Source organism: Lachnospira multipara ATCC 19207, assembly GCF_000424105.1.
GTDB lineage: Bacteria > Bacillota > Clostridia > Lachnospirales > Lachnospiraceae > Lachnospira > Lachnospira multipara.
Genome location: NZ_AUJG01000004.1, coordinates 23,322 through 43,108, shown reverse-complemented (window position 1 = coordinate 43,108; position 19,787 = coordinate 23,322). Strand labels below are relative to the sequence as shown.

Annotated in this window: 18 protein-coding genes, 2 pseudogenes and 1 riboswitch; of the genes and pseudogenes, 18 read left to right on the top strand and 2 right to left on the bottom strand. The window is 34.5% G+C overall.

The genetic code is table 11. The features are described from left to right. The first annotated feature begins 230 nt into the window (after nucleotides 1-230). From G600_RS13845 to metK, 13 genes and pseudogenes are all read left to right on the top strand, one after another. Nucleotides 231-1,040: a FlxA-like family protein gene (locus tag G600_RS13845; RefSeq protein ID WP_081669421.1), complete on the top strand. Its 810-nt coding sequence runs from the start codon at nucleotides 231-233 to the stop codon at nucleotides 1,038-1,040. 367 nt (nucleotides 1,041-1,407) lie between these two features. Further along, the gene (locus tag G600_RS0105485) at nucleotides 1,408-2,172 is read left to right on the top strand and encodes a type IV toxin-antitoxin system AbiEi family antitoxin domain-containing protein (protein ID WP_027431048.1); all 765 of its coding nucleotides are present in this window, start codon (nucleotides 1,408-1,410) and stop codon (nucleotides 2,170-2,172) included. After that, nucleotides 2,106-2,405 carry a nucleotidyl transferase AbiEii/AbiGii toxin family protein gene (locus G600_RS16280; protein ID WP_334290764.1) on the top strand — a complete coding sequence of 100 codons (300 nt, stop codon included), beginning with the start codon at nucleotides 2,106-2,108 and terminating at the stop codon, nucleotides 2,403-2,405. The genes G600_RS0105485 and G600_RS16280 overlap by 67 nt, the downstream gene beginning before the upstream one ends. A 564-nt stretch (nucleotides 2,406-2,969) precedes the next feature. Then, the gene (locus G600_RS0105480; RefSeq protein ID WP_027431047.1) at nucleotides 2,970-3,458 is read left to right on the top strand and encodes a hypothetical protein; all 489 of its coding nucleotides are present in this window, start codon (nucleotides 2,970-2,972) and stop codon (nucleotides 3,456-3,458) included. A gap of 107 nt (nucleotides 3,459-3,565) precedes the next feature. Then, entirely contained in the window at nucleotides 3,566-4,558 is a 993-nt protein-coding gene (locus tag G600_RS0105475) for a Panacea domain-containing protein (protein WP_027431046.1), read from the top strand. A 44-nt stretch (nucleotides 4,559-4,602) separates the two neighbouring features. Then, nucleotides 4,603-4,866 (top strand): annotated as a pseudogene (locus tag G600_RS16160) (tyrosine-type recombinase/integrase); the annotation flags it as partial. Between the two features lie 62 nt (nucleotides 4,867-4,928). Then, nucleotides 4,929-5,395 (top strand): annotated as a pseudogene (locus tag G600_RS16155) (tyrosine-type recombinase/integrase); the annotation flags it as partial. A gap of 163 nt (nucleotides 5,396-5,558) precedes the next feature. Beyond that, on the top strand, nucleotides 5,559-6,017 hold the full coding sequence (locus tag G600_RS0105455; RefSeq protein WP_027431043.1) for a low molecular weight protein-tyrosine-phosphatase: 459 nt from the start codon (nucleotides 5,559-5,561) through the stop codon (nucleotides 6,015-6,017). A gap of 163 nt (nucleotides 6,018-6,180) precedes the next feature. Next, nucleotides 6,181-7,566, top strand: a complete 1,386-nt coding sequence (locus G600_RS13830) for a DEAD/DEAH box helicase (protein WP_051195378.1) — start codon at nucleotides 6,181-6,183, stop codon at nucleotides 7,564-7,566. A 24-nt stretch (nucleotides 7,567-7,590) separates the two neighbouring features. After that, a complete protein-coding gene (locus G600_RS13825; protein WP_051195377.1) occupies nucleotides 7,591-8,511 on the top strand; it encodes a YitT family protein in 921 nt (306 codons plus the stop codon). A gap of 125 nt (nucleotides 8,512-8,636) precedes the next feature. Beyond that, nucleotides 8,637-8,903, top strand: coding sequence for a hypothetical protein (locus G600_RS0105440; RefSeq protein WP_027431042.1), 267 nt, complete (start codon nucleotides 8,637-8,639; stop codon nucleotides 8,901-8,903). A gap of 221 nt (nucleotides 8,904-9,124) precedes the next feature. After that, the gene (locus G600_RS0105435) at nucleotides 9,125-10,225 is read left to right on the top strand and encodes an HD-GYP domain-containing protein (protein WP_027431041.1); all 1,101 of its coding nucleotides are present in this window, start codon (nucleotides 9,125-9,127) and stop codon (nucleotides 10,223-10,225) included. Nucleotides 10,226-10,423: 198 nt separating this feature from the next. Beyond that, nucleotides 10,424-10,533, top strand: a riboswitch (SAM riboswitch). A gap of 122 nt (nucleotides 10,534-10,655) precedes the next feature. Further along, nucleotides 10,656-11,831, top strand: a complete 1,176-nt coding sequence (metK, locus tag G600_RS0105430) for a methionine adenosyltransferase (protein ID WP_027431040.1) — start codon at nucleotides 10,656-10,658, stop codon at nucleotides 11,829-11,831. A gap of 146 nt (nucleotides 11,832-11,977) precedes the next feature. Here metK and G600_RS0105425 read toward each other — a convergent pair whose 3' ends face one another. Both G600_RS0105425 and G600_RS0105420 read right to left on the bottom strand, forming a co-directional pair. Further along, nucleotides 11,978-12,649 (bottom strand): hypothetical protein, encoded by a 672-nt coding sequence (locus G600_RS0105425; protein ID WP_027431039.1) that lies wholly within the window; start codon nucleotides 12,647-12,649, stop codon nucleotides 11,978-11,980. 14 nt (nucleotides 12,650-12,663) lie between these two features. Beyond that, the gene (locus tag G600_RS0105420) at nucleotides 12,664-13,524 is read right to left on the bottom strand and encodes a hypothetical protein (RefSeq protein WP_027431038.1); all 861 of its coding nucleotides are present in this window, start codon (nucleotides 13,522-13,524) and stop codon (nucleotides 12,664-12,666) included. Between the two features lie 251 nt (nucleotides 13,525-13,775). On the opposite strand from G600_RS0105420, the gene uvrC reads away from it, so the two are divergent. The 5 genes from uvrC (at nucleotide 13,776) to whiA (ending at nucleotide 19,640) form a co-directional block, all read left to right on the top strand. Next, complete coding sequence (uvrC, locus tag G600_RS0105415) at nucleotides 13,776-15,614, top strand: excinuclease ABC subunit UvrC (protein ID WP_027431037.1); 1,839 nt, start codon at nucleotides 13,776-13,778, stop codon at nucleotides 15,612-15,614. A gap of 137 nt (nucleotides 15,615-15,751) precedes the next feature. Further along, nucleotides 15,752-16,711, top strand: coding sequence for an HPr(Ser) kinase/phosphatase (hprK, locus tag G600_RS0105410; RefSeq protein WP_027431036.1), 960 nt, complete (start codon nucleotides 15,752-15,754; stop codon nucleotides 16,709-16,711). Between the two features lie 106 nt (nucleotides 16,712-16,817). Further along, a complete protein-coding gene (gene murB / locus G600_RS0105405) occupies nucleotides 16,818-17,735 on the top strand; it encodes a UDP-N-acetylmuramate dehydrogenase (protein ID WP_027431035.1) in 918 nt (305 codons plus the stop codon). Between the two features lie 76 nt (nucleotides 17,736-17,811). Beyond that, complete coding sequence (gene rapZ, locus G600_RS0105400; RefSeq protein WP_027431034.1) at nucleotides 17,812-18,684, top strand: RNase adapter RapZ; 873 nt, start codon at nucleotides 17,812-17,814, stop codon at nucleotides 18,682-18,684. Nucleotides 18,685-18,686: 2 nt separating this feature from the next. Continuing rightward, nucleotides 18,687-19,640 carry a DNA-binding protein WhiA gene (whiA, locus tag G600_RS0105395; RefSeq protein WP_027431033.1) on the top strand — a complete coding sequence of 318 codons (954 nt, stop codon included), beginning with the start codon at nucleotides 18,687-18,689 and terminating at the stop codon, nucleotides 19,638-19,640. The last annotated feature ends 147 nt before the right edge of the window (nucleotides 19,641-19,787 follow it).

The window sequence follows — 19,787 nt, the reverse complement described above, 5'->3', positions numbered from 1 at the left end:
CAGTCATTAAGCATATGACTGCGGAAGTGATAAAAAAATGGATTCCAAAACTTTTAGTGCGGTTGGGATGGCTGCACTTGATGTCAAGGCATAAGCAAAAATGTACTATTGACAATATTAGATTTGGCAGATTTATCTGGGAATGAAAATGTTCTCGATAAATACAAGTGGATTGATATTTGCATATAAAGAAAAGGATTTCAACTACAAAGTAAAAGGAGGACAATCAGATGCATGTAAATGGAACTAGTGGAAGTAATGCAGGAGTACAGTCATTTCAGATGAATATGAATCAGGGGACGGATTCTGTCAGCAAGAATCTTCAGAACCAGATTGCTAATGCTCAGAAGCAGATGCAGGAGCTTGGGCAGGACAAAGAGATGTCTCTGGAAGAAAAGATGAAAAAGCGTCAGGAGATTCAACAGCAGATTAGTGATTTGCAGAATCAGCTCCGTCAGCATCAGGTTGAACAGCGTAAAGAGAGCCAGCAGAAAAAAGGTCCTTCTATGGACGATATGCTTGGCAGCAACAGACAAGCGTCCAAATCTGCAAAAGGTAGTACCGGAATGTCAAGTGCAAGTATGCAGGCTATAATATCTGCAGATGCTTCAATGGATCAGGTAAAGGTTCAGGGAGCGGTCAAGTTACAGATGGAAGGAAAAGCGGGTGTTTTAAAGGCGGAAATCAAACAGGACGCAGGGCGTGGTGATGTAGAGAAGAAAAAAGAGGAACTTGCGGCAGTTGAAGCAAAAGCACAGGATATTGAAGCATCACAGATGAGTGCGATTTCTGATATTAACAAGAAGTTAGAGGAAGCAGCAAAAGAAGATCAGAAAGCTGCGAAAACAGAAGGCAAGATTGATAAAAAAGACAATACAGAGAAAACGAAGGCGGCTGAGGGCAAGGACGAAGCAACGGAAACGGAAGAACAGGAGCAGATACAGAATGAAGATATACCGATTCCTCCGAATAATTCGCCGGATGGCGTGGATATTGGTACATCAGAGCCGATTAGAAATAACGTGGATATAAAGCTGTAGAAATGGGGATGTTTTCATGTCAACGATAAGAGAATATGCTTCCGGTAACAGTTACTATGATAACCGATGATGCAAAGCCAGTATTTTGAAGGAATAGATCCTTCTGGATGCTGGCTTTTTATATTACAAGTACAATGACAAGCTGGTACTTTCTGTGTAATATTTTTATTTGAGAATTAGTCTGAATAAGCGAGTAGTAAAATAGCGATATGTTTAGACAAGGTATGATAGCAACAAAAAAGTTAGTAAAAAAATACATAAATTCAACTTGACAAAGCAAACCCATGATGTTAAGTTGATAATATGTACGAGAATGACATAAAACAGAGTAAATTTCAACAAATAGTTAACATCATGGAGCGAGAATATGAATTTGTATTATGAATTGCTACAGTATCCAGTTTTTTCCATGAAAGAAGTAAATGCACTGTATTCAAGTGAACGGACGGCAAGAGTGGCTTTGGGCAAGCTTCTGAAGGGGAATATGGCATTAAAAATCCGCAACGGATTATACACGTGCGTGAGTGGGGAAAATGGCGGACCGGTGGCGAACAGATTTCAAGTTGCCAGTGCTATCACGCCATCTTCTTATGTATCCCATCATACCGCCTTTGAGTATTATGGAACTGTCGATCAGGTCTTCTATGAGGTTTATGTTGGCTCTCAGACACGTTTCCATGACTTTGAATTTGACGGATACACCTATCATTATGTTAAAGAGCAAATGAGGGACGGCATAGTTTCTCCGGAGTTTAGTGGCGGTATAAAGGTTACGGATAAGGAGCGGACGATAGTAGATTCCATAAAGGATCTGAATCGCATCGCCGGTCTGGAAGAGGTTCTTTCATGCGTTGTGTCCGTGAACAGTATTGATGAGACTAAAATGCTAAAGTATCTGGCAGGATATGATAGTGCCTTTTTATACCAGAAGACCGGTTTTATTTTTAGTGAATATCAGACAGAGCTGGGTATAAGTGATAATTTTATAAAGATATGTAAGGATAGGAGTGGAAATTCAAAGCGATATCTGACAAACGGTATAAGTGTGCCCGGATATTCGGATGAATGGAAGCTGGTATACCCAAAGAATATATGTGTGAACACATGCTGCTTAAGGGTGGAACAGCCATAAATTTGACTGTTTTCAACCTTCCAAGATTGTCTGTTGATATAGATCTGGATTTTATCCCGAATTTGACAAGAGAAGAGACAATAAACGAAAGAGTTCGATTGACGGAGATCCTAAAAGGATATATGTCAGAACAGGGATATTCTCTTTACGATGCTTCAAGATTCAGTCACAGCCTGGATGCATTCCACTATAACTACGTGAATACAGCATTTATAAGGAATTTAAGACTATGATAAAAATATTATTCATCTGCCACGGCATGGTATTAACCAATGGCTAGAAATCCTTTATTTTTCAAGCGTTTGACGGATATGATGGACAAGAATGTTGATAATTATCAAGACCATGATATGATTAGATCTGCTTTTGGTTTTCTGAAAATAATAATTGCGGCTTGGTAATTGACAGAGGATCCGGAAAACAATAAAATACAAGCACAAGAAAAAGCGTGTGCTTTTGTGGAGCGGTATTGCAGTGATGTGATATGGCTCTATTTTTTTCTGTATTTTTGGGATTTGTGAACTATTTAATTGCACAGATATTGGTGCTTTTAACAAGGGGATATATATTTGGATGTTGATGTCCATAGCGGAGATGGGAAATTATGGTATATCTTTGCTCTTATTATATGTGTATAAAGTTACGAGGACTGCAGATATAAGTGTAATAAAAATTAAATAACGATGATACGGAAAAACAATATTGACAAAAAACGTATCAGTGGCTATAATATAGTTATGATACGTTAAGTGATTTTTTGTAAAAAAGTATCAAATACAAAAGAATAGGAGGTTTTGATGGCCGAAGACAAAATTGGGCATATAGTGAAGTTGCCATTAAATGCCATAAAAGAAACAGTTGAAGCAGAACCTAGAGTTGCATATTCTGAAGATGAGATATCAGAAGTTCTTGTTGATTTGCATAATGCAGTTGATAAAAAAACTTATATTCCACAGACACCAACAGCGGATAACCCAGCATTGTCAGATGACTATATTTTTGATACTAAAGATGAAAATTTGATTCTGAAAGATTTGAAAAGAGATAATTTTGTTGGAAAAGTTAAGGACCTCAGTAAAGGTGCTGCAAAGCGTAGAGAAAAAGGTCTTCCAGAGGAATATTTGTATGTATTCAAATATGCATGTAAACTAATGAGAAGAGATGCACAATCTAGTGGTGTAGATGACGAAGACATTTTGATATATATCAAAGTGAATGATAGAAAGATACCAAATGAGAAAGTATTCGTTATTTCATTCCACAAGAATAGACCAAAAACTAGATAAGATAATTAACTTGCCAGTATGTAGCTTATCATAAGCTACATACTGAAAAGTATAAAATAAAAAGAAAAAGATAATTTAAGATGAACAAAAAGGAAGTAGGTGGCTTTATGGAAAATTTGAAACTTGCTTACTGTAATGAATGCGAAGACTTAGTAGAATATGATATTTATGATGAATTAATTGAAGAAGAATTCAAAGGAGTAAAAATAAGTTATAAGTTTAAAATTGGAAAATGTAAATGTTGCAATTGTGAGGTAGCAACAGATATCGATTACAATTCTAGAAAATCTAATGAAAAAATTGAGGCATATAAAAGGCAGACAGGAATAATTGATTTAAATGGAATATCGGAGATATTAGAGAAATATGACATAGGAAAAGAAAATCTAGCTGATATTGCCGGATTTGGAAAAGTTACAATCAAACGTTATTTTGATGGGTTTATTCCTTCTAGAGAATATTCTGAAATCCTATTTAAAATATTGAATGACGAAGAATATTTCATTGAATTGGTAGAAGATAATAAAGAGAAACTGAAAGATGTTGCTTATAGAAAGATTATTTCTAGATATGAGAGATTAGTTGAAATAAGTAGTTCAAAAATTGATCAGATTGCAAATTATATTATTACACACATTGGAGAAGTTACCCCATTGGCTTTAGAAAAGTTGTTATCATTTTCGAATGGTGTTAATTACGCATTAAATGGAAAACAGTTGATATTTGAAAAAAGTCAAGCTTGGGCGCATGGACCAGTATATCCACAAATATATAATAAATATAAAAAGTATGGATATAAACCAATTGATGATGGAATATATAGCACACATGGTTGTATGTTATCAAAACTATCGGAGGAAGAAATAGAAGCAATTGATTTAGTGATTAATACATTTGGAATTTATTCACCTAAAACACTAGAAAGGATTAGTCATTCTCAAGATCCATGGAAAGAAAAACGAATAGGATACAAGGAAGATGAAGCAGGACAAGAAGTAATAGACGAAGCTTCGATTAAGTTGTTTTATACTAATCATAAGTTGAATTCTGAAGATACCATTATGGCTTATATAATGACATGTTTAAAGGCTAGCCATTAATGCGGCATATGAAATAATTGTATTGATTTGATAATTTCAGAGGAATAAAAATATGGCAAAAAATTGATGGCTATGGCGGATTTCTTTTCTTCGATAAGGAAGGAAAGCCGATGGTTGCACTGCATTGGCAGAAGTATATGAAGTTTGCAAGAGACAAGTATAACCGAAATCATCCATTACAGTTGCCACCGATTACACCGCATATTTGTAGGTATACCTATTGTAGTAATATGGCAAAGATGGGCATAAGTCCAAAAAACCTACAGTATCTAATGGGGCATTCAGATATTGGTGTGACGTTAAATGTGTATACACATTTAGGACTTGAAGACGCAAAAACAGAGCTAGAGCGGTTGCTAGAAACTAACAGTCGGATGCAAAGGCGTGGCTTATCAAATTACAGAAAGATGGTTGAGGGTATAGTACCATTCATACGGTGCGTGGTGTTGTAAGACCGGCTTTTCAAATGGCAACAGATGATGATTTGATTCGTAAGAATCCGTTTGATTTCCAATTGGTGACAGTAGTAGTAAATGACAGCGTGACAAGAGAAGCCATTTCTAGAGCAGATATGCGTAAGTTCTTAAAATTTGTGGAAGAGGATAAGCATTTTAGTAAATACTACGAGGGATTTTACATTCTTTTTCACACAGGACTTAGAATTTCAGAGTTTGTAGGCACACGTTCTGTTCCAATATGGCAAAGTCAGGAATGAACCCAAAGACGCTTCAGTACATTATGGGGCATTCGGATATAGGTGTTGCATTAAATACCTATACACATCTAACATTTGATGATGCAAAAGAAGAGATGGAGCGATTATCAAAGGCTCAGTAATAGCGAGTTGTACGGAATTCAAATTTACAACTTTTTTTACAACTTTTGATGGCAAATTTACAACTTTTTATGCCAAGATATGCCAAGAAATGGAGAAAATCATTCTGCCGAAAATGTGACGCAAACCCAGTAAAATCAAGGGAAACAGAGGATTTACAATACTATGATAAAAATACTATTCATCTGCCACGGCAACATCTGCCGTTCGCCAATGGCAGAATTTATTTTAAAAGATATGGTAGAAAAACAGGGAAGGGCTGATGAGTTTTACATAGAATCAGCAGCAACTTCAACAGAAGAAATATGGCATGGAGTGGGAAATCCAGTTTATCCTCCTGCTAGAGATATACTTGCAAAGCATGGAATTACTTGTGAAGGGAAAAGAGCTAGACAAGTTAAGTATGAGGATTATGATAAGTTTGACTTACTCATTGCAATGGATTCTAATAATATTAGAAATCTAAGGAAACTAATTCCAGAAGATACTGAAGGTAAAGTTCATTTAATGATGGAATATGCAGGCCAAAAAAGAGACGTTGCTGACCCTTGGTATACAGGAAACTTTCAAAAAACCTGGGATGATATTTACTTAGCCTGTGGGCAACTTTTGAAAAATTTATAAAATCTTTAGAGATTAATTAAATATATGTTTTGTAATTTTTATGAAAGCACTGTATAATTGAGGGGTTGCTCTTAGAGACACGTGCAAATGAAAGTAAAAATAGACCTAGACTGATCGCACTATTTATGAGCTGATCAGTCTTTTTTTAGAAAGAGAGAAAGTATTGAAATTTAAAGAATTTGGAATTAAGAAAGATATTTTAAATGCCATTAGAAAAGCAGGTTATGAAGAAGCTACTCCTATTCAGGAGAAGGCAATTCCTGTTATTATGGAAGGCAGTGACGTTATAGGATTAGCACAGACAGGTACAGGTAAAACAGCTGCATTTGCTTTGCCAATCCTTAATTCAATAGAATTTAGAAAGAGAGCAAGAGTTAGAGCGCTTATTCTTACACCAACAAGAGAGTTAGCAATCCAGACTTTTGAGAATTTTAAAAAGTACGGAAGATATATGGATTTAAAGACAGTATGTCTTTATGGAGGTGCTAAAAAAGGTAATCAGTTAGCACAGTTAAAGCGTGGGGCAGATATTATTGTTGCCACACCAGGACGTTTAATTGACCTTTATAACGAAGGGGTGCTAGATTTTAAATCCGTAGATTATTTCGTATTAGATGAAGCTGATAGAATGCTTGATATGGGTTTTGTGCCAGATGTTAGAAAGATTAATTCACTTTTGCCTGAGTGGCGCCAGATGATTATGTTTTCTGCCACAATGGATAAGGCAGTGGAAGATTTGGCTAATCAGATGCTTAAAGACCCGGTTCGTATTCAGGTTGCAGCTCAAAACGATGCTGCTGAAACAGTAGATCAGCGTTTAATCTACACTAAAGGCGAGCTTAAAGACACAATTATTATTCAGTTTTTACAAAATGAGATTAAGAACCCTGAAAATCTTGCACTTCCTCGTAAGGATAGAAAGAATGCAATCGTATTTACTAGAACTAAAAAGGGTGCAGATAGACTTCATAAGGCCTTAGTAAAGGCAGGATTACTTGCAGTATCAATTCACGGCGATAAGACTCAAGGTCAAAGAAAAGACGCTCTTGATAGATTCCGTTCAGGTCAGGTTCAAATCCTTGTTGCCACAGATGTTGCGGCAAGAGGACTTGATATTCCTAAGTTAAATTATGTTTTTAACTATGATTTACCTGAAGAGTCCGACAATTACGTTCATAGAATTGGTAGAACAGGACGTGCCGGCGAGTCAGGAATTGCCTACACACTTTGCTGTGAGGATGAGTTACATTTGCTTTATGAAATTGAAAAGCTCATGGGCAAGGAAATTCCAGAGGCAAGCACAGAATGGTCCCTTGAATTAGATAGAACAAAGTTCAAGCGTAACAATAAGCGCAACAATTATAGAAAAAACTCTGCTAGAAGAAATTATAAAGATAATAATAGACCAAGAAGAAACGATAACCACAGGGATAATAGACATAATGACAATCGTAAGAATAATGGTCGTGAAAATGTATTTAAGTCGGATAAAGCTAGAAATTACAAGTCAAATAATAGATCTAGCTCAAAAAAATCGACAGCTAAATAATTAAATAAAGCTAAAGGAGTCATCATGAATAAGCTTAGAAGTTTTAAGATTTTACCAAACTACAATTCTGTAGGAGAGTGTATTAAAGACTTAATTTACATGGCTTTTGCCACATTTATTATAGCCTTTGCAGTTTATTTTTTTATGGAGCCATCTAACACAGCAATTTCAAGTGTTTCGGCTTTAGCAATTGTTTTGGCAAATGTATTGCCACTTACAGTTTCACAATTAACTTTTATTATGAACATTCTTTTATTGATTGTAGGCTTTGCCTTATTTGGTTCAGAATTTGGATTTAAGACAATTTATACATCCCTTTTACTTCCAGTATTTTTAGGGGTTTTTGAAAATGTATATCCAAATAATGTATCACTAACAAATGATGCCTTTTTAGATGTTATACTTTATGTATGTCTAGTAAGCTTTGGATGTGCTCTGTTATTTAATGATAATGCAAGTTCAGGAGGAATGGATATTGTTGCCAAGGTGCTTAATAAATATTTTCATTTAGAGCTTGGAAAGGGTATGGCTATTGCAGGTATATTGATTGCTTGTTCAACAATATTTTTCTATGATGCAAAGTCAGTGATTTTATCACTTTTTGGAACATATATTAATGGTATTGTTCTAGATCATTTCATCTTTGGACAAAATATTAAGAAGAGAGTTTGTATCATTACAGAGAAAGAAGAACTTATTAGAGATTACATTTTACATGAACTACATAGCGGCGCTACAATTTATCAGGCAATTGGCGCCTATGATATGATAACTAGACGTGAAATTATCTGTATTGTTACAAAGCAGGAGTATCAAAAGCTTATGCGTTTTATTGAGGAAAATGATCCTAAGGCTTTTGTAACAGTATATACAGTTTCAGAGATTAGATATATTCCAAAACTAATCAAAGATAAGCCACTACATGCGAAAGATAAGATCGCGTAAACCAAATTTAATAGAGCAATTTATATTGACCTCCAAATAAATTTTTAAAAATTTTTATTTGGGGGTTAATTTTTTTATATTAGTTCCGATAAAGAAAATACAAGGAAGAATTGGAGGTTTTAAAAATGGGATTATTTAAGATTCTTAGCGAAGATTATAATTACTACGAAGATGATGAGAAAAGACCTACAATTGAAGAAAGATTAGAGGCTGTAAAAAAGGATGTTATAGCCCTTTTTATAGGAATAGCTGCTCTTATTGCCATTGTATTTTTTGTAAATGAAAGAAACATAAATCAAGATAGAGCAACAAATGGAATCAACGAAGTGGACAATGTTCCAGCGGTTGAGGTGGTTATGCCAGCTGAAATAGACAGCATTGGCTTAACATAAATTTAGTTCCTAAGGATAGGGACAAAACGGGAGAAGTATTTAAAAGAACCTTAAGGAGAACGTAGGACGCGGAGAGCGTTATACAATAGCTGCTGAGAGGTTCTTTTTTTATGCAAAGATATATTCTAAAACTATCAATAATTAAGTATAAAAGTTGACATAAGATAATTTAAAGTTTATAATTATACCATAGTTTTATTAGTATTAATGGAGTACACAATATGGAAGAGGCCGTAATATTTATATTTGACGCAGAAGTAGGAATGACGCTTGCTAAAGACGTTATTACCCCTGATGGACATCTTCTAGTAAAGAAGGGTTCGGTACTAAATTGGGACCTTATTTCAACTATTTCAAATCATCATATACTTGAGATTAAGGTTTACGTTGACAATGAGTCCACTAACGAGGACGTACCATTTTTACAAGAATCAGGAGAAACCGTTAAATATTACGACAAGGTAAGAGAGTCTGAAGCTTTTCAGAAATTCGAGGCGGAATTTATACATTCAGTTTCGGAGGTTAAGGAAGAGCTTGAAAATGTAATCAATTTCAACAAGTCCATCGATACAGCCAAATTATTAGAGGGTCCGTTAAAACTCCTTAAGACCACTCCTAATAATTTGCAGCTACTTGATATGATTCATAGTATCAGGCAGTACGATGATTTAACTTATGTTCATAGTGTAAGTGTATCCTTGCTTGCATCAACTATTGGTAGATGGCTAAATTACAACGAGGAAAAGATTCGATTATTAGCCTTAGCTGGAATAGTGCACGATGTTGGCAAGCTTCAAATTCCGATTGAAATTCTAACAAAGCCAGGTAGATTAACAGACAATGAATATACCATTATGAAAAAACATGTTAATCTTGGTTACGAGGCTTTAAAGAATCAAAATATAGATCAAAGAATTAAGGAAGCAGTGCTTCTACATCATGAAAGATGTGATGGTAGTGGTTATCCATTTGGTCTTAAAAATGAGATGCTTCCACTAGAAGCAAAGATTATAACGGTTGCAGATGTCTATGATGCCATGACAGCTAATAGAGTTTATAGAAAGGCAATATGTCCTTTTAGCGTCGTAGATATAATGTATAAGGAATCTTTTAGTAAATATGATCCTACCGTAGCAATTACATTTTTAAGAAACATAGTTACTTCCTATATTCATACAGATGTAAGACTGTCAGATGGAAGCGTAGGCAAGGTTATTCTTGTTAATGAAAATGACCTATCTAGACCTACAGTATTAGTTGGAAAGAGGCTGATAGATTTATCTAGAGAGACAAATCTAGAAATTGTAGCCTTAATTAATTAGCTTTATAACTTCCTTCTTCATTTTTACCCAGAGTGGTGAAAGCTGCTCTGGGGTTTTAAAAAAATGTATATGAGAAAGTTTTCTTAATAAGAAGCTTTTTATTTCATAAAATACCCTTGACGAAATAATACACATATATTATCATGCTATTACGATAGATAACTATCGATTTGTGAGTTAATTGAATATTGATTATATCCCTTATTTAGAGTGGTGGAGGTACATAGGACCTAAGAAGCCCGGCAACCCCTTTAACATTGATTAGAGGAAGGTGCCAACCTGAGCGAGAGAATTTCGAACAATAAGAGGAGTCTGAATTTATTTAGAGTCCCTTAAGGGACTTATTTTTTTGCATTTCGCTAATTTTAGATATAAAAAATATTCACAAGAAGACAACGGTTGTTTAAGTTTGAAAGGAGAAACTAATACAATGGAAAAAAGATTATTTACATCAGAATCAGTAACAGAAGGACATCCAGATAAAATCTGTGATCAGGTTTCAGATGCTGTTTTAGATGCATTATTTGAGCAGGATCCATACTCAAGAGTAGCTTGTGAAACATTAACTAATACAGGTTTTGTTATGGTTATGGGTGAGGTTACAACTAAGGCAAATGTTGATATCCCAGCCATCGTTCGTAAAACAGTAACAGATATAGGATATGATTCTTCAGATAAGGGATTTGACGGTAACACATGTGCAGTTATGGTTGCTCTTGATAAGCAGTCTGCAGATATTGCTATGGGTGTTGATAATGCTATTGAAACAAGAGATGGTAAGGATGACTTAGAAACAGGTGCTGGTGATCAGGGTATGATGTTTGGTTATGCAACTAATGAAACACCTGAATTTATGCCATACTCAGCTAACTTAGCACAGAAGCTTTCTCTTCAGTTAACTAAGGTTCGTAAGGATGGCACACTTAGCTACTTAAGACCAGATGGAAAGACTCAGGTTACAGTAGAATATGATGAGAACGACAAGCCAGTAAGACTTGATGCTATCGTAGTTTCAAGCCAGCATGCTGCAGATGTAACTCAGGATCAGATTCATGCTGATATTAAGAAGTATGTAATTGATGCAATCGTTGATCCTAAGATGATTGATGAGAACACTAAGATTTACATCAACCCAACAGGACGTTTTGTAATTGGCGGACCAAACGGTGACTCAGGACTTACAGGACGTAAGATTATTGTAGATACTTACGGTGGAGCTGCAAGACACGGTGGTGGAGCTTTCTCAGGTAAGGATTGTACTAAGGTTGACCGTTCAGCAGCTTATGCAGCAAGATATGTTGCTAAGAACATTGTTGCAGCAGGCCTTGCAGATAGATGTGAAATCCAGTTATCATATGCTATTGGTGTTGCAACTCCAACATCAGTTAGAGTAGATACATTTGGAACAGGTAAGCTATCAGAAGAGAAGTTAGTTGAAATTGTAAGAGAAAACTTCGATTTAAGACCAAATGGTATTATAAAGATGTTAGACCTTAGAAGACCAATTTATAAGCAGACAGCAGCTTATGGTCATTTTGGTAGAACAGATGTAGATTTACCATGGGAGCATCTTGATAAGGTTGATACTTTGAAAAAATACTTATAATTAATTCGATAGACTGATATGTAGTAAATAAAAAGTATAAAAGGAAGCAGTTAGCCATATGTACCGACCCCCAAAAGTTAGACCTAAAAATCTAACGATTGGGAGGTCGGTACAATAATTTGGTATAGCTGCTTCCTTTTTGGTATTTATAGTTGTTTTTTATTTTTATTCAATTCTAGTATTATTACACCTAATACAATTAGTAATAGAATTAAATAAAAAACTGATTTAGAAAAATCTCCAGTGTCAATATTATCATTGGCTGCTTTTTCGTTTTGAGTGTTAGTAGTTACATTTTCAGAAATAGAAATAGCTTCAGTTTCGATATTTTCTTCAAAGCTATTAGCTGTTGTAACTTCTGTTATAGTGTTACTTTCTTCTTTATTTGATGTGGTATCAGAATCACTATTGGTTGGCGATGTATTTATGTATTGAACAATGGTGCTTTTAAAAGAGCCGCCATCATAATCTGAAGCATATACTAATAGGCCGTTATAACCAAATATATTAAATTCCTGGCCTAAGTCTATAGTTAAATCATATGTGTTATTTGTCACTTCTATAGAACGTACATCTATTGTTTTATGTGCGGCTATAAATTCATCTTCTGTAGTAAGTGTGTCGGCATTTTCTATGTAGTATATTCTAAGAATTATAGCGTATACATCTGAGTCTGTTGTTCCTGATATGTGTATGTTTCTTGTATCACTTGTTGTAGCTTCAATGGATAAAAGATCTCCAGCTTTAACAGGCACGTATAAAGTTGAAATTATGAGAATAACTAATGATAATAAAAATATAATCTTTGTTTTTTTCATAAGCGTTCTCCTAATTAATAAGTTGTCTTCTTTGTTGATATGTCATATTTAACACCCATACCAGATCCAGTTATTATACCATTAGTTTTCGAAGTCCAATGCGGTCTTGTTGTTATGAAATATACTTCTTTGACATTTGAATCAACCTCAGTTGAAAATTGGCATGCACGGTAGGTATTAGTAGTTATTACTAGATTTTGTGAACCATTTAATTCAACTGAAGCATAATCAAAATCATAACTGTTATCGTTATAAACTTTTTTAATAAGAGTAGTTAAATTAACTACTTCTGAACCAGCCTCTTCTTTTTCATCTAAATATAAATTAGCAAAAACCTTTTTAGTAGTGGGAGTTGGATCATCTATATTATCGAAGTTGGTTGAAATAATTGCGGCATAGCGGTTAATTTTTAAATAATATTTTTCGTTTTCTGAATCAGTTATTTCAAAAACTACATTGTCATAGAAAAAGGAATTAAATTCTAGTGTATAACTATTATCATTATCAGTTGAACTTGTTATAGTAACGGCTTTTTCATTAACATCTAAGGCTTCAATATTAGTGATTGTGGCATTATTTGTTGTATTGGGTTCAATTTTAAGTTTAGTTTGATATATAAATTCAGTTATTTCTGCAGGAGAGTTCCTACTTGTATTAGATAAATCAAGGGTATAGTTATTGTCAGGTATAGAGTAAGTATTATCAAATTTTTCAGTAATCGTATAAATTTTTCCAACAGGTGAAATATTAAATACGTGTGTTTCATTATCTGCCTTAACTTGATGCAAATAGTTATTTTTATCAAGACAAAACAATAAAATAATAGCTATAAAAAAGCAAATTAAACGTTTAAATTTTAAGTTTACTTTCCTCATAAGCATTCTCCTTTATATTTAATTATTCACATATCCGTACTTATATTTTGTTAGAATACTTTTATAATATCAAGTAAACATTGAAAAAACCATTGATTTTACTAGGTTTATCAATATATTTGTATAGAAATTAATTAATGATAAAATTATATTGCATTCAATTGATGAATATGTTTTTCAAATATATAATGTAAGTAGAGCGAATTAGCAAAGAGAATTGTAAATATCATTGGTAATGGGAAGATTAAATTATGTTTGATTTAGAAGAAGAGTTAAAGAAGCTTCCAGCTAAGCCTGGAGTATATATTATGCATGATAAATTTGACAATATTATATATGTTGGCAAGGCTAAGATTTTAAAGAACAGGGTGCGACAGTATTTTCAAAGTCATAGAAATCATTCACCTAAGATTATTCAAATGGTGTCTCGTGTGGCTTACTTTGAGTACATAATTACAGATTCAGAGCTTGAAGCTCTTGTTTTAGAGAATAATCTTATTAAGGAGCATAGACCAAAGTATAATACAATGCTTAAGGATGATAAGACTTATCCTTTTATTAAGATTACTGTTAATGAGGCTTTTCCAAGGGTTCTTTTTTCTAGAACTATGAAGCATGGTACAGGAAAATATTTTGGCCCATATACTTCATCGGCAGCAGTTAAGGATACTATTGAACTTTTGACTAAGCTTTATAAGGTTAGAACCTGTAATAGAAAGTTGCCAGCAGATATTGGCAAGGAAAGACCTTGTCTTAATTATCATATCGGACAGTGCGATGCCCCATGTCAGGGCTACATTTCTATGGAAGAGTATCATAAAAGAATTGATGATGTTATAAGTTTCTTAAATGGAAATTACTCAGATATTATGGATTCTTTAAATGAGAAAATGTTAAAGGCTTCGGAAAATCTCGAATTTGAGGAGGCTGCTAGATATAGAGATTTACTAAATTCTGTTAAGCAGGTCGCACAAAAACAGAAGATTACAGCAGATGACCCAACGGATAGAGATGTAATTGCATGTGCTTCTAATGGCGAAGATGCGGTTGTGCAGATTTTCTTTATAAGAGAAGGAAAGTTATTGGGGCGAGAACATTTTCATATGCGCGTAGCCACAGGAGATACAAGAGCAGATATTATTTTAAATTTTATAAAGCAGTATTATGGCGGAACTCCGTATATTCCTAACATCATTATGCTTCAAGAAGAAATTGAGGAGCTGGATATTATTACAGAGTGGCTTAGTGGTTTAAAACAAAGGAAAGTTAGTCTTATTACTCCAAAGAAGGGGGATAAGGAGAAGATGGTAGAACTTGCCTATAAGAATGCACAGATGGTTCTTAATCAAGATACGGAGAAGATTAAACTTGAGGAAAAAAGAACTATTGGCGCTATGAAGGAAATCGAGAGTTGGCTACATCTTAAGAATTTAAAGCGTGTTGAAGCTTATGATATATCTAACACAAGTGGTGTAGAGTCTGTTGGTTCAATGATTGTTTTTGAAAATGGTAAGCCTAAGAAAAATGACTATAGAAAATTTAAGATTAGAACAGTTAAAGGACCTAATGATTATGAATCTATGCGTGAGGTTTTGACTAGAAGATTTAATAGGGCACTAGCTGAAATTGATGGCAGCGAGGAGTCTAGAGGATTTTCTAAGTTACCAGATATTATTATGATGGATGGTGGTCGAGGCCAGGTAAATATTGCCCTTGAGGTATTAGACAGTCTAGGCCTTAATATTCCTGTTGCTGGTATGGTTAAGGATGACACGCATAGTACAAGGGGTCTTTATTATAATAATGTGGAGATTCCTATTAATAAGCATTCAGAAGGCTTTAAACTTATAACACGAGTTCAGGATGAAGCCCATAGATTTGCTATTACTTACCATAGAAGTTTGCGTGGAAAGTATGAGGTGAAATCAGTTCTTGATGATATTAAGGGAATTGGCCCTGTAAAACGTAAGGCTTTAATGAAGGCGTTTCTTGATATTGATAAGATTAGAAATGCGTCTATACCAGAACTTATGGAAGTTGATGGTATTACCCTAGAGCTTGCGGAAAATATTTACAGCTTTTTCCACTAAATGCCAAGATTTTAAACTGTTAAACTTTAGGCTTTCATTGAAAAGTGAAAGTTGCTGTGATAAACTTTAAATAAATGATATAGAAATTAAGTAGTAGGGATTATTTGCTAGAATAGATGGCGAGGAGGAAATTAAAAATGGCTGGAACAAGCACTGGTAAAGAGAAGGTAAAATTATCTAAGGTTATCGAGAAGATGCAGCTTGTGAATATGACACCAGACATAGATGCGTCAGGGATTTGGCTACATGTGCCAGATATTAATAGACCTGCTTTACAGCTAACAGGATTTTATCAATCATTTGATAATGATAGATTGCAGATTATAGGTAATGTAGAGTTTAATTATTTGGAAAGCTTATCAAAGGAAGAGAGATTAGAAAGATATTCTCAATTACTTTCAAGTAACATTCCTTGTCTTATCTTTTGTAGAGAGCTAAGACCAGAACAGGAAGTTATTGATATGGCTAATAAACTTGGAATTCCACTTTTAAGTTCACATGATACAACTTCATCTTTTACAGCTGAGGTAATTAGATGGCTTAAGGTTCAGCTTGCACCATGTATCGTAATTCATGGCGTATTAGTTGATGTTTACGGTGAAGGTGTACTTATTACAGGTGAATCTGGTATTGGTAAATCAGAGGCTGCCCTTGAACTTATTAAGAGAGGACATAGACTTGTAACTGATGATGCAGTTGAAATCAGAAAGGTTTCAGATGAGACTTTAGTAGGTTCAGCACCTGGTGTTACAAAGTATTTCATCGAGTTAAGAGGTATTGGAATTATTGATGTTAAGACACTTTTCGGTGTTGAATCAGTAAAGGAAACTCAGGAAATTGATATGGTTATCAAGCTTGAGGATTGGAATAAGGATAAGGAATATGACCGTCTTGGTTTAGAGGAAGAATACACAGAGTATCTTGGAAATAAGGTGGTTTGCCACTCACTTCCAATTAGACCTGGTAGAAACTTAGCTGTTATTGTAGAGGCAGCTGCGGTTAACCATAGACAAAAGAAGATGGGATATAATGCGGCCGTTGAACTTTATCGTAGAGTTCAGGAGAACTTAATGAAGGGCGATGAAGACGACGACTAATTTGTAAAAAAAGGACATAAATACTAATAAGTTTTCTGGGGGGAAGTTGTAGTTATATTTGGCTACAACTTTTCTCTTTATTAGTTTTATGTGGTTAGGAGTTTTTATGATAGATGTTATAGATAGAATTAGAGATATTGTGGGGGATTCTAGAATTTTCCCAGAAGAGAGTTTAAAGAACTACACAACATTTCGAATTGGCGGAAAATGTAGAGCATTAGTTATGCCAAGCACTAAAGAGGAGATTATTAAAGTAGTTAGTCTTTTAAGAGAGACTAAGACAAATTTTTTCGTTATGGGTAATGGAAGCAACTTACTTGTAAGCGATGAGGGTTTTGATGGTATTGTTGTTTCTTTGAAATTCTTTAAGGGCATTGAGGTGCTTGAAGAGGATGATAAGACTTTTACAGTAAGAGTAATGGCAGGAGAGTTAATGTCTAGCGTGGGCAACTATCTTGCAAGACAGGGTGTAGAAGGTTTTGAATTTGCCACTGGAATTCCAGGAACAATTGGCGGCGGCGTTAGAATGAATGCCGGTGCATATGGTGGCGAGTTAAAGGACATTTTAGTGAATATAACTGCTATTGCAGAGGATAATACAGTAGCGACTCTTTCTAATGAGGAACTAGAACTTTCATATAGAACAAGCATTTTAGCAAAGAAAAATTACATCTGTCTAGATGCTTGCTTTAAACTTAATAAGGGTGATAGCCTTGATATTAAGGCTAAGATTAAAGAGTATGCCAATAGCCGTAAGGAGAAGCAGCCTCTTAATTATCCAAGTGCCGGAAGTACATTTAAAAGACCAGAAGGCTACATTGCAGCTAAGTTAATTGATGAGGCAGGCCTTAAGGGTCTACAGGTTGGTGGAGCTAAGGTCTCTGAAAAGCATGCTGGTTTTGTTGTAAATGTAGGCGGCGCAACTGCTAAAGACGTTATTGAACTTACAGATAAGGTTAAGGAAGTTGTTAAGGAAAAGAATGGAGTTTCATTAGAACTTGAAGTAGTTAAATTGGGATTCTAATATTTTCTTTGATACGAGCTTAATTTTGGCTTATAAAACATAAGCTTATAAATTTCACTGAAAGGAGCGCAATTTCATGAAGATGATTATAGTGACTGGAATGTCAGGTGCAGGAAAGAGTACAGCACTTAATGTATTAGAAGATGAAGGCTTTTATTGTGTAGATAATATGCCTATTTCTCTAATTATGAAGTTCGCAGAAATTGCTTCAAAGGGTGAAGGTGGATATGAGAACATTGCATTGGGAGTGGATGTAAGAAATGGAGAAGGCTTTAAAGAGTTAGATAAAGTCTTAGATGAATTAGATGAGAATAATTACAACTATAGTATTCTCTATCTTGATTCAAGTGATGAGGTTTTAGTTAAGCGTTATAAGGAAACTAGAAGAACTCATCCTCTTGCAAAGGGAAATAGAATTGAAGATGGCATAAAGCAGGAAAGAGAGATTTTATCTTTCTTAAGAAGAAGGGCAACTATTATAATTGATACTTCTAACATGCTAACAAGAGAGTTTAAGGCTGAGATGGAGAAGATTTTTATCCATAATAAGAAGTTTAATAACCTTTTTGTTACAGTGTTATCCTTTGGCTTTAAGTATGGAATTCCGTCAGATGCTGACCTTGTGTTTGATGTACGTTTTCTTCCAAATCCCTATTACATTCAAGAGCTAAGACCTTTAACGGGTAATGATAAGGAAATCCAAGACTATGTACTTAGTGCAAGTGAGTCTAGAGAATTCCTTGTTAAGATGAAGGATATGTTAAGATTTTTACTCCCTAATTATGTCAAAGAAGGTAAGAACAATCTAGTTATTGCCATTGGTTGTACAGGCGGTAAGCATAGATCAGTTACCCTTGCCAATGAAATTTATAAGTTAATTTGGGAACTAGATTATGGATGTAAAATCGAGCATCGTGATATAGAAAAGGATGCTAAGAGGAAAGGGTAGAGATGTCTTTTTCATTAGAAGTAAAAAAAGAATTATTGAATAAAATGGACACGGCAAGACATTGCCAGATTGCAGAATTTGCAGCTCTTATGTCTTTTACAGCTCATGTAATTGAGACAGAAGAGGGGCTTATTGGCATAGAAAGTCTAACAGAGAATACATTGGTGGTGGAGAAATTCGAGCTACTTTTAAAGACACTTTTTGATGTTAAGGAGTCGGATTATACAAAGAGCCACGAATTAAATTCTAGTAAATTAATTACAATTAGAATTTTCAAGCAACAGTTAGTTGCTAACATTTTGCAAACTATTAAATGGTGTGATGACACATTTCTTTCAATAGAAGAACAATTCTTAGATTCACGAATTATCCAAAAGGATTGTTGTAAGAAAGCCTTTATTAGAGGCGCTTTCCTTGCAGCAGGTTCTATAAGTGATCCTAATAAATTCTATCATTATGAAATAGTATGTGTATTTGAAGAGGACGCACAAAAGTTAGTGGAGCTTTTGCGCTTCTTTAATTTAGATGCCAAAGTTACGGAAAGAAAGAATAACTTTGTGGTTTACATAAAGGAAGGTAATAACATTACAGATGTGCTAAATCTCATGGGCGCTGTGCGTTTGCAAATGGAACTCTTTAATATCATGATTTACAAGGGCATAAGTAATGATGTGAATCGTAAGGTTAACTGCGAAACTGCCAATCTTAATAAAACTATAGAGGCAGCAGTTAAGCAGGTTAATGACATTGAATATATTAGAGACACAGTGGGTCTTGATAAGCTAAAGGTCAACTTAAGAGAGGTGGCTCTTTTAAGACTAGAGAATCAAGACACAAACCTAAAGGATTTAGGAGAGATGCTTGACCCGCCAGTAGGTAAGTCAGGGGTTAATCATAGACTACGAAAGATAAGTGAATTTGCAGAAGGCTTAAGAGAAGCAAGAGGCGAGCTTTAAGAGGGCACGTTTCATCAATTCTAGGGATTGACAGCAAGAGTATAATAAAAGATGAGTTTAGTTATGAAAAGGTTACTTAAACTTTTGTTTATCAATAATTATGAATTTATTCTTAAATTCACAAGCATTTCTTGACAAACAAATGTT

Coding starts and splice junctions, on each gene's coding strand:
- G600_RS0105440 (WP_027431042.1), top strand. CDS start 8,637: ATGGGATTATTTAAGATTCTTAGCGAAGATTATAATTACTACGAAGAT.
- G600_RS0105475 (WP_027431046.1), top strand. CDS start 3,566: ATGGAAAATTTGAAACTTGCTTACTGTAATGAATGCGAAGACTTAGTA.
- G600_RS0105455 (WP_027431043.1), top strand. CDS start 5,559: ATGATAAAAATACTATTCATCTGCCACGGCAACATCTGCCGTTCGCCA.
- G600_RS0105480 (WP_027431047.1), top strand. CDS start 2,970: ATGGCCGAAGACAAAATTGGGCATATAGTGAAGTTGCCATTAAATGCC.
- G600_RS13825 (WP_051195377.1), top strand. CDS start 7,591: ATGAATAAGCTTAGAAGTTTTAAGATTTTACCAAACTACAATTCTGTA.
- G600_RS0105420 (WP_027431038.1), bottom strand. CDS start 13,524: ATGAGGAAAGTAAACTTAAAATTTAAACGTTTAATTTGCTTTTTTATA.
- murB (WP_027431035.1), top strand. CDS start 16,818: ATGATAGATGTTATAGATAGAATTAGAGATATTGTGGGGGATTCTAGA.
- G600_RS0105435 (WP_027431041.1), top strand. CDS start 9,125: ATGGAAGAGGCCGTAATATTTATATTTGACGCAGAAGTAGGAATGACG.
- uvrC (WP_027431037.1), top strand. CDS start 13,776: ATGTTTGATTTAGAAGAAGAGTTAAAGAAGCTTCCAGCTAAGCCTGGA.
- G600_RS0105485 (WP_027431048.1), top strand. CDS start 1,408: ATGAATTTGTATTATGAATTGCTACAGTATCCAGTTTTTTCCATGAAA.
- G600_RS13845 (WP_081669421.1), top strand. CDS start 231: ATGCATGTAAATGGAACTAGTGGAAGTAATGCAGGAGTACAGTCATTT.
- whiA (WP_027431033.1), top strand. CDS start 18,687: ATGTCTTTTTCATTAGAAGTAAAAAAAGAATTATTGAATAAAATGGAC.
- G600_RS16280 (WP_334290764.1), top strand. CDS start 2,106: ATGGAAGCTGGTATACCCAAAGAATATATGTGTGAACACATGCTGCTT.
- metK (WP_027431040.1), top strand. CDS start 10,656: ATGGAAAAAAGATTATTTACATCAGAATCAGTAACAGAAGGACATCCA.
- G600_RS0105425 (WP_027431039.1), bottom strand. CDS start 12,649: ATGAAAAAAACAAAGATTATATTTTTATTATCATTAGTTATTCTCATA.
- rapZ (WP_027431034.1), top strand. CDS start 17,812: ATGAAGATGATTATAGTGACTGGAATGTCAGGTGCAGGAAAGAGTACA.
- hprK (WP_027431036.1), top strand. CDS start 15,752: ATGGCTGGAACAAGCACTGGTAAAGAGAAGGTAAAATTATCTAAGGTT.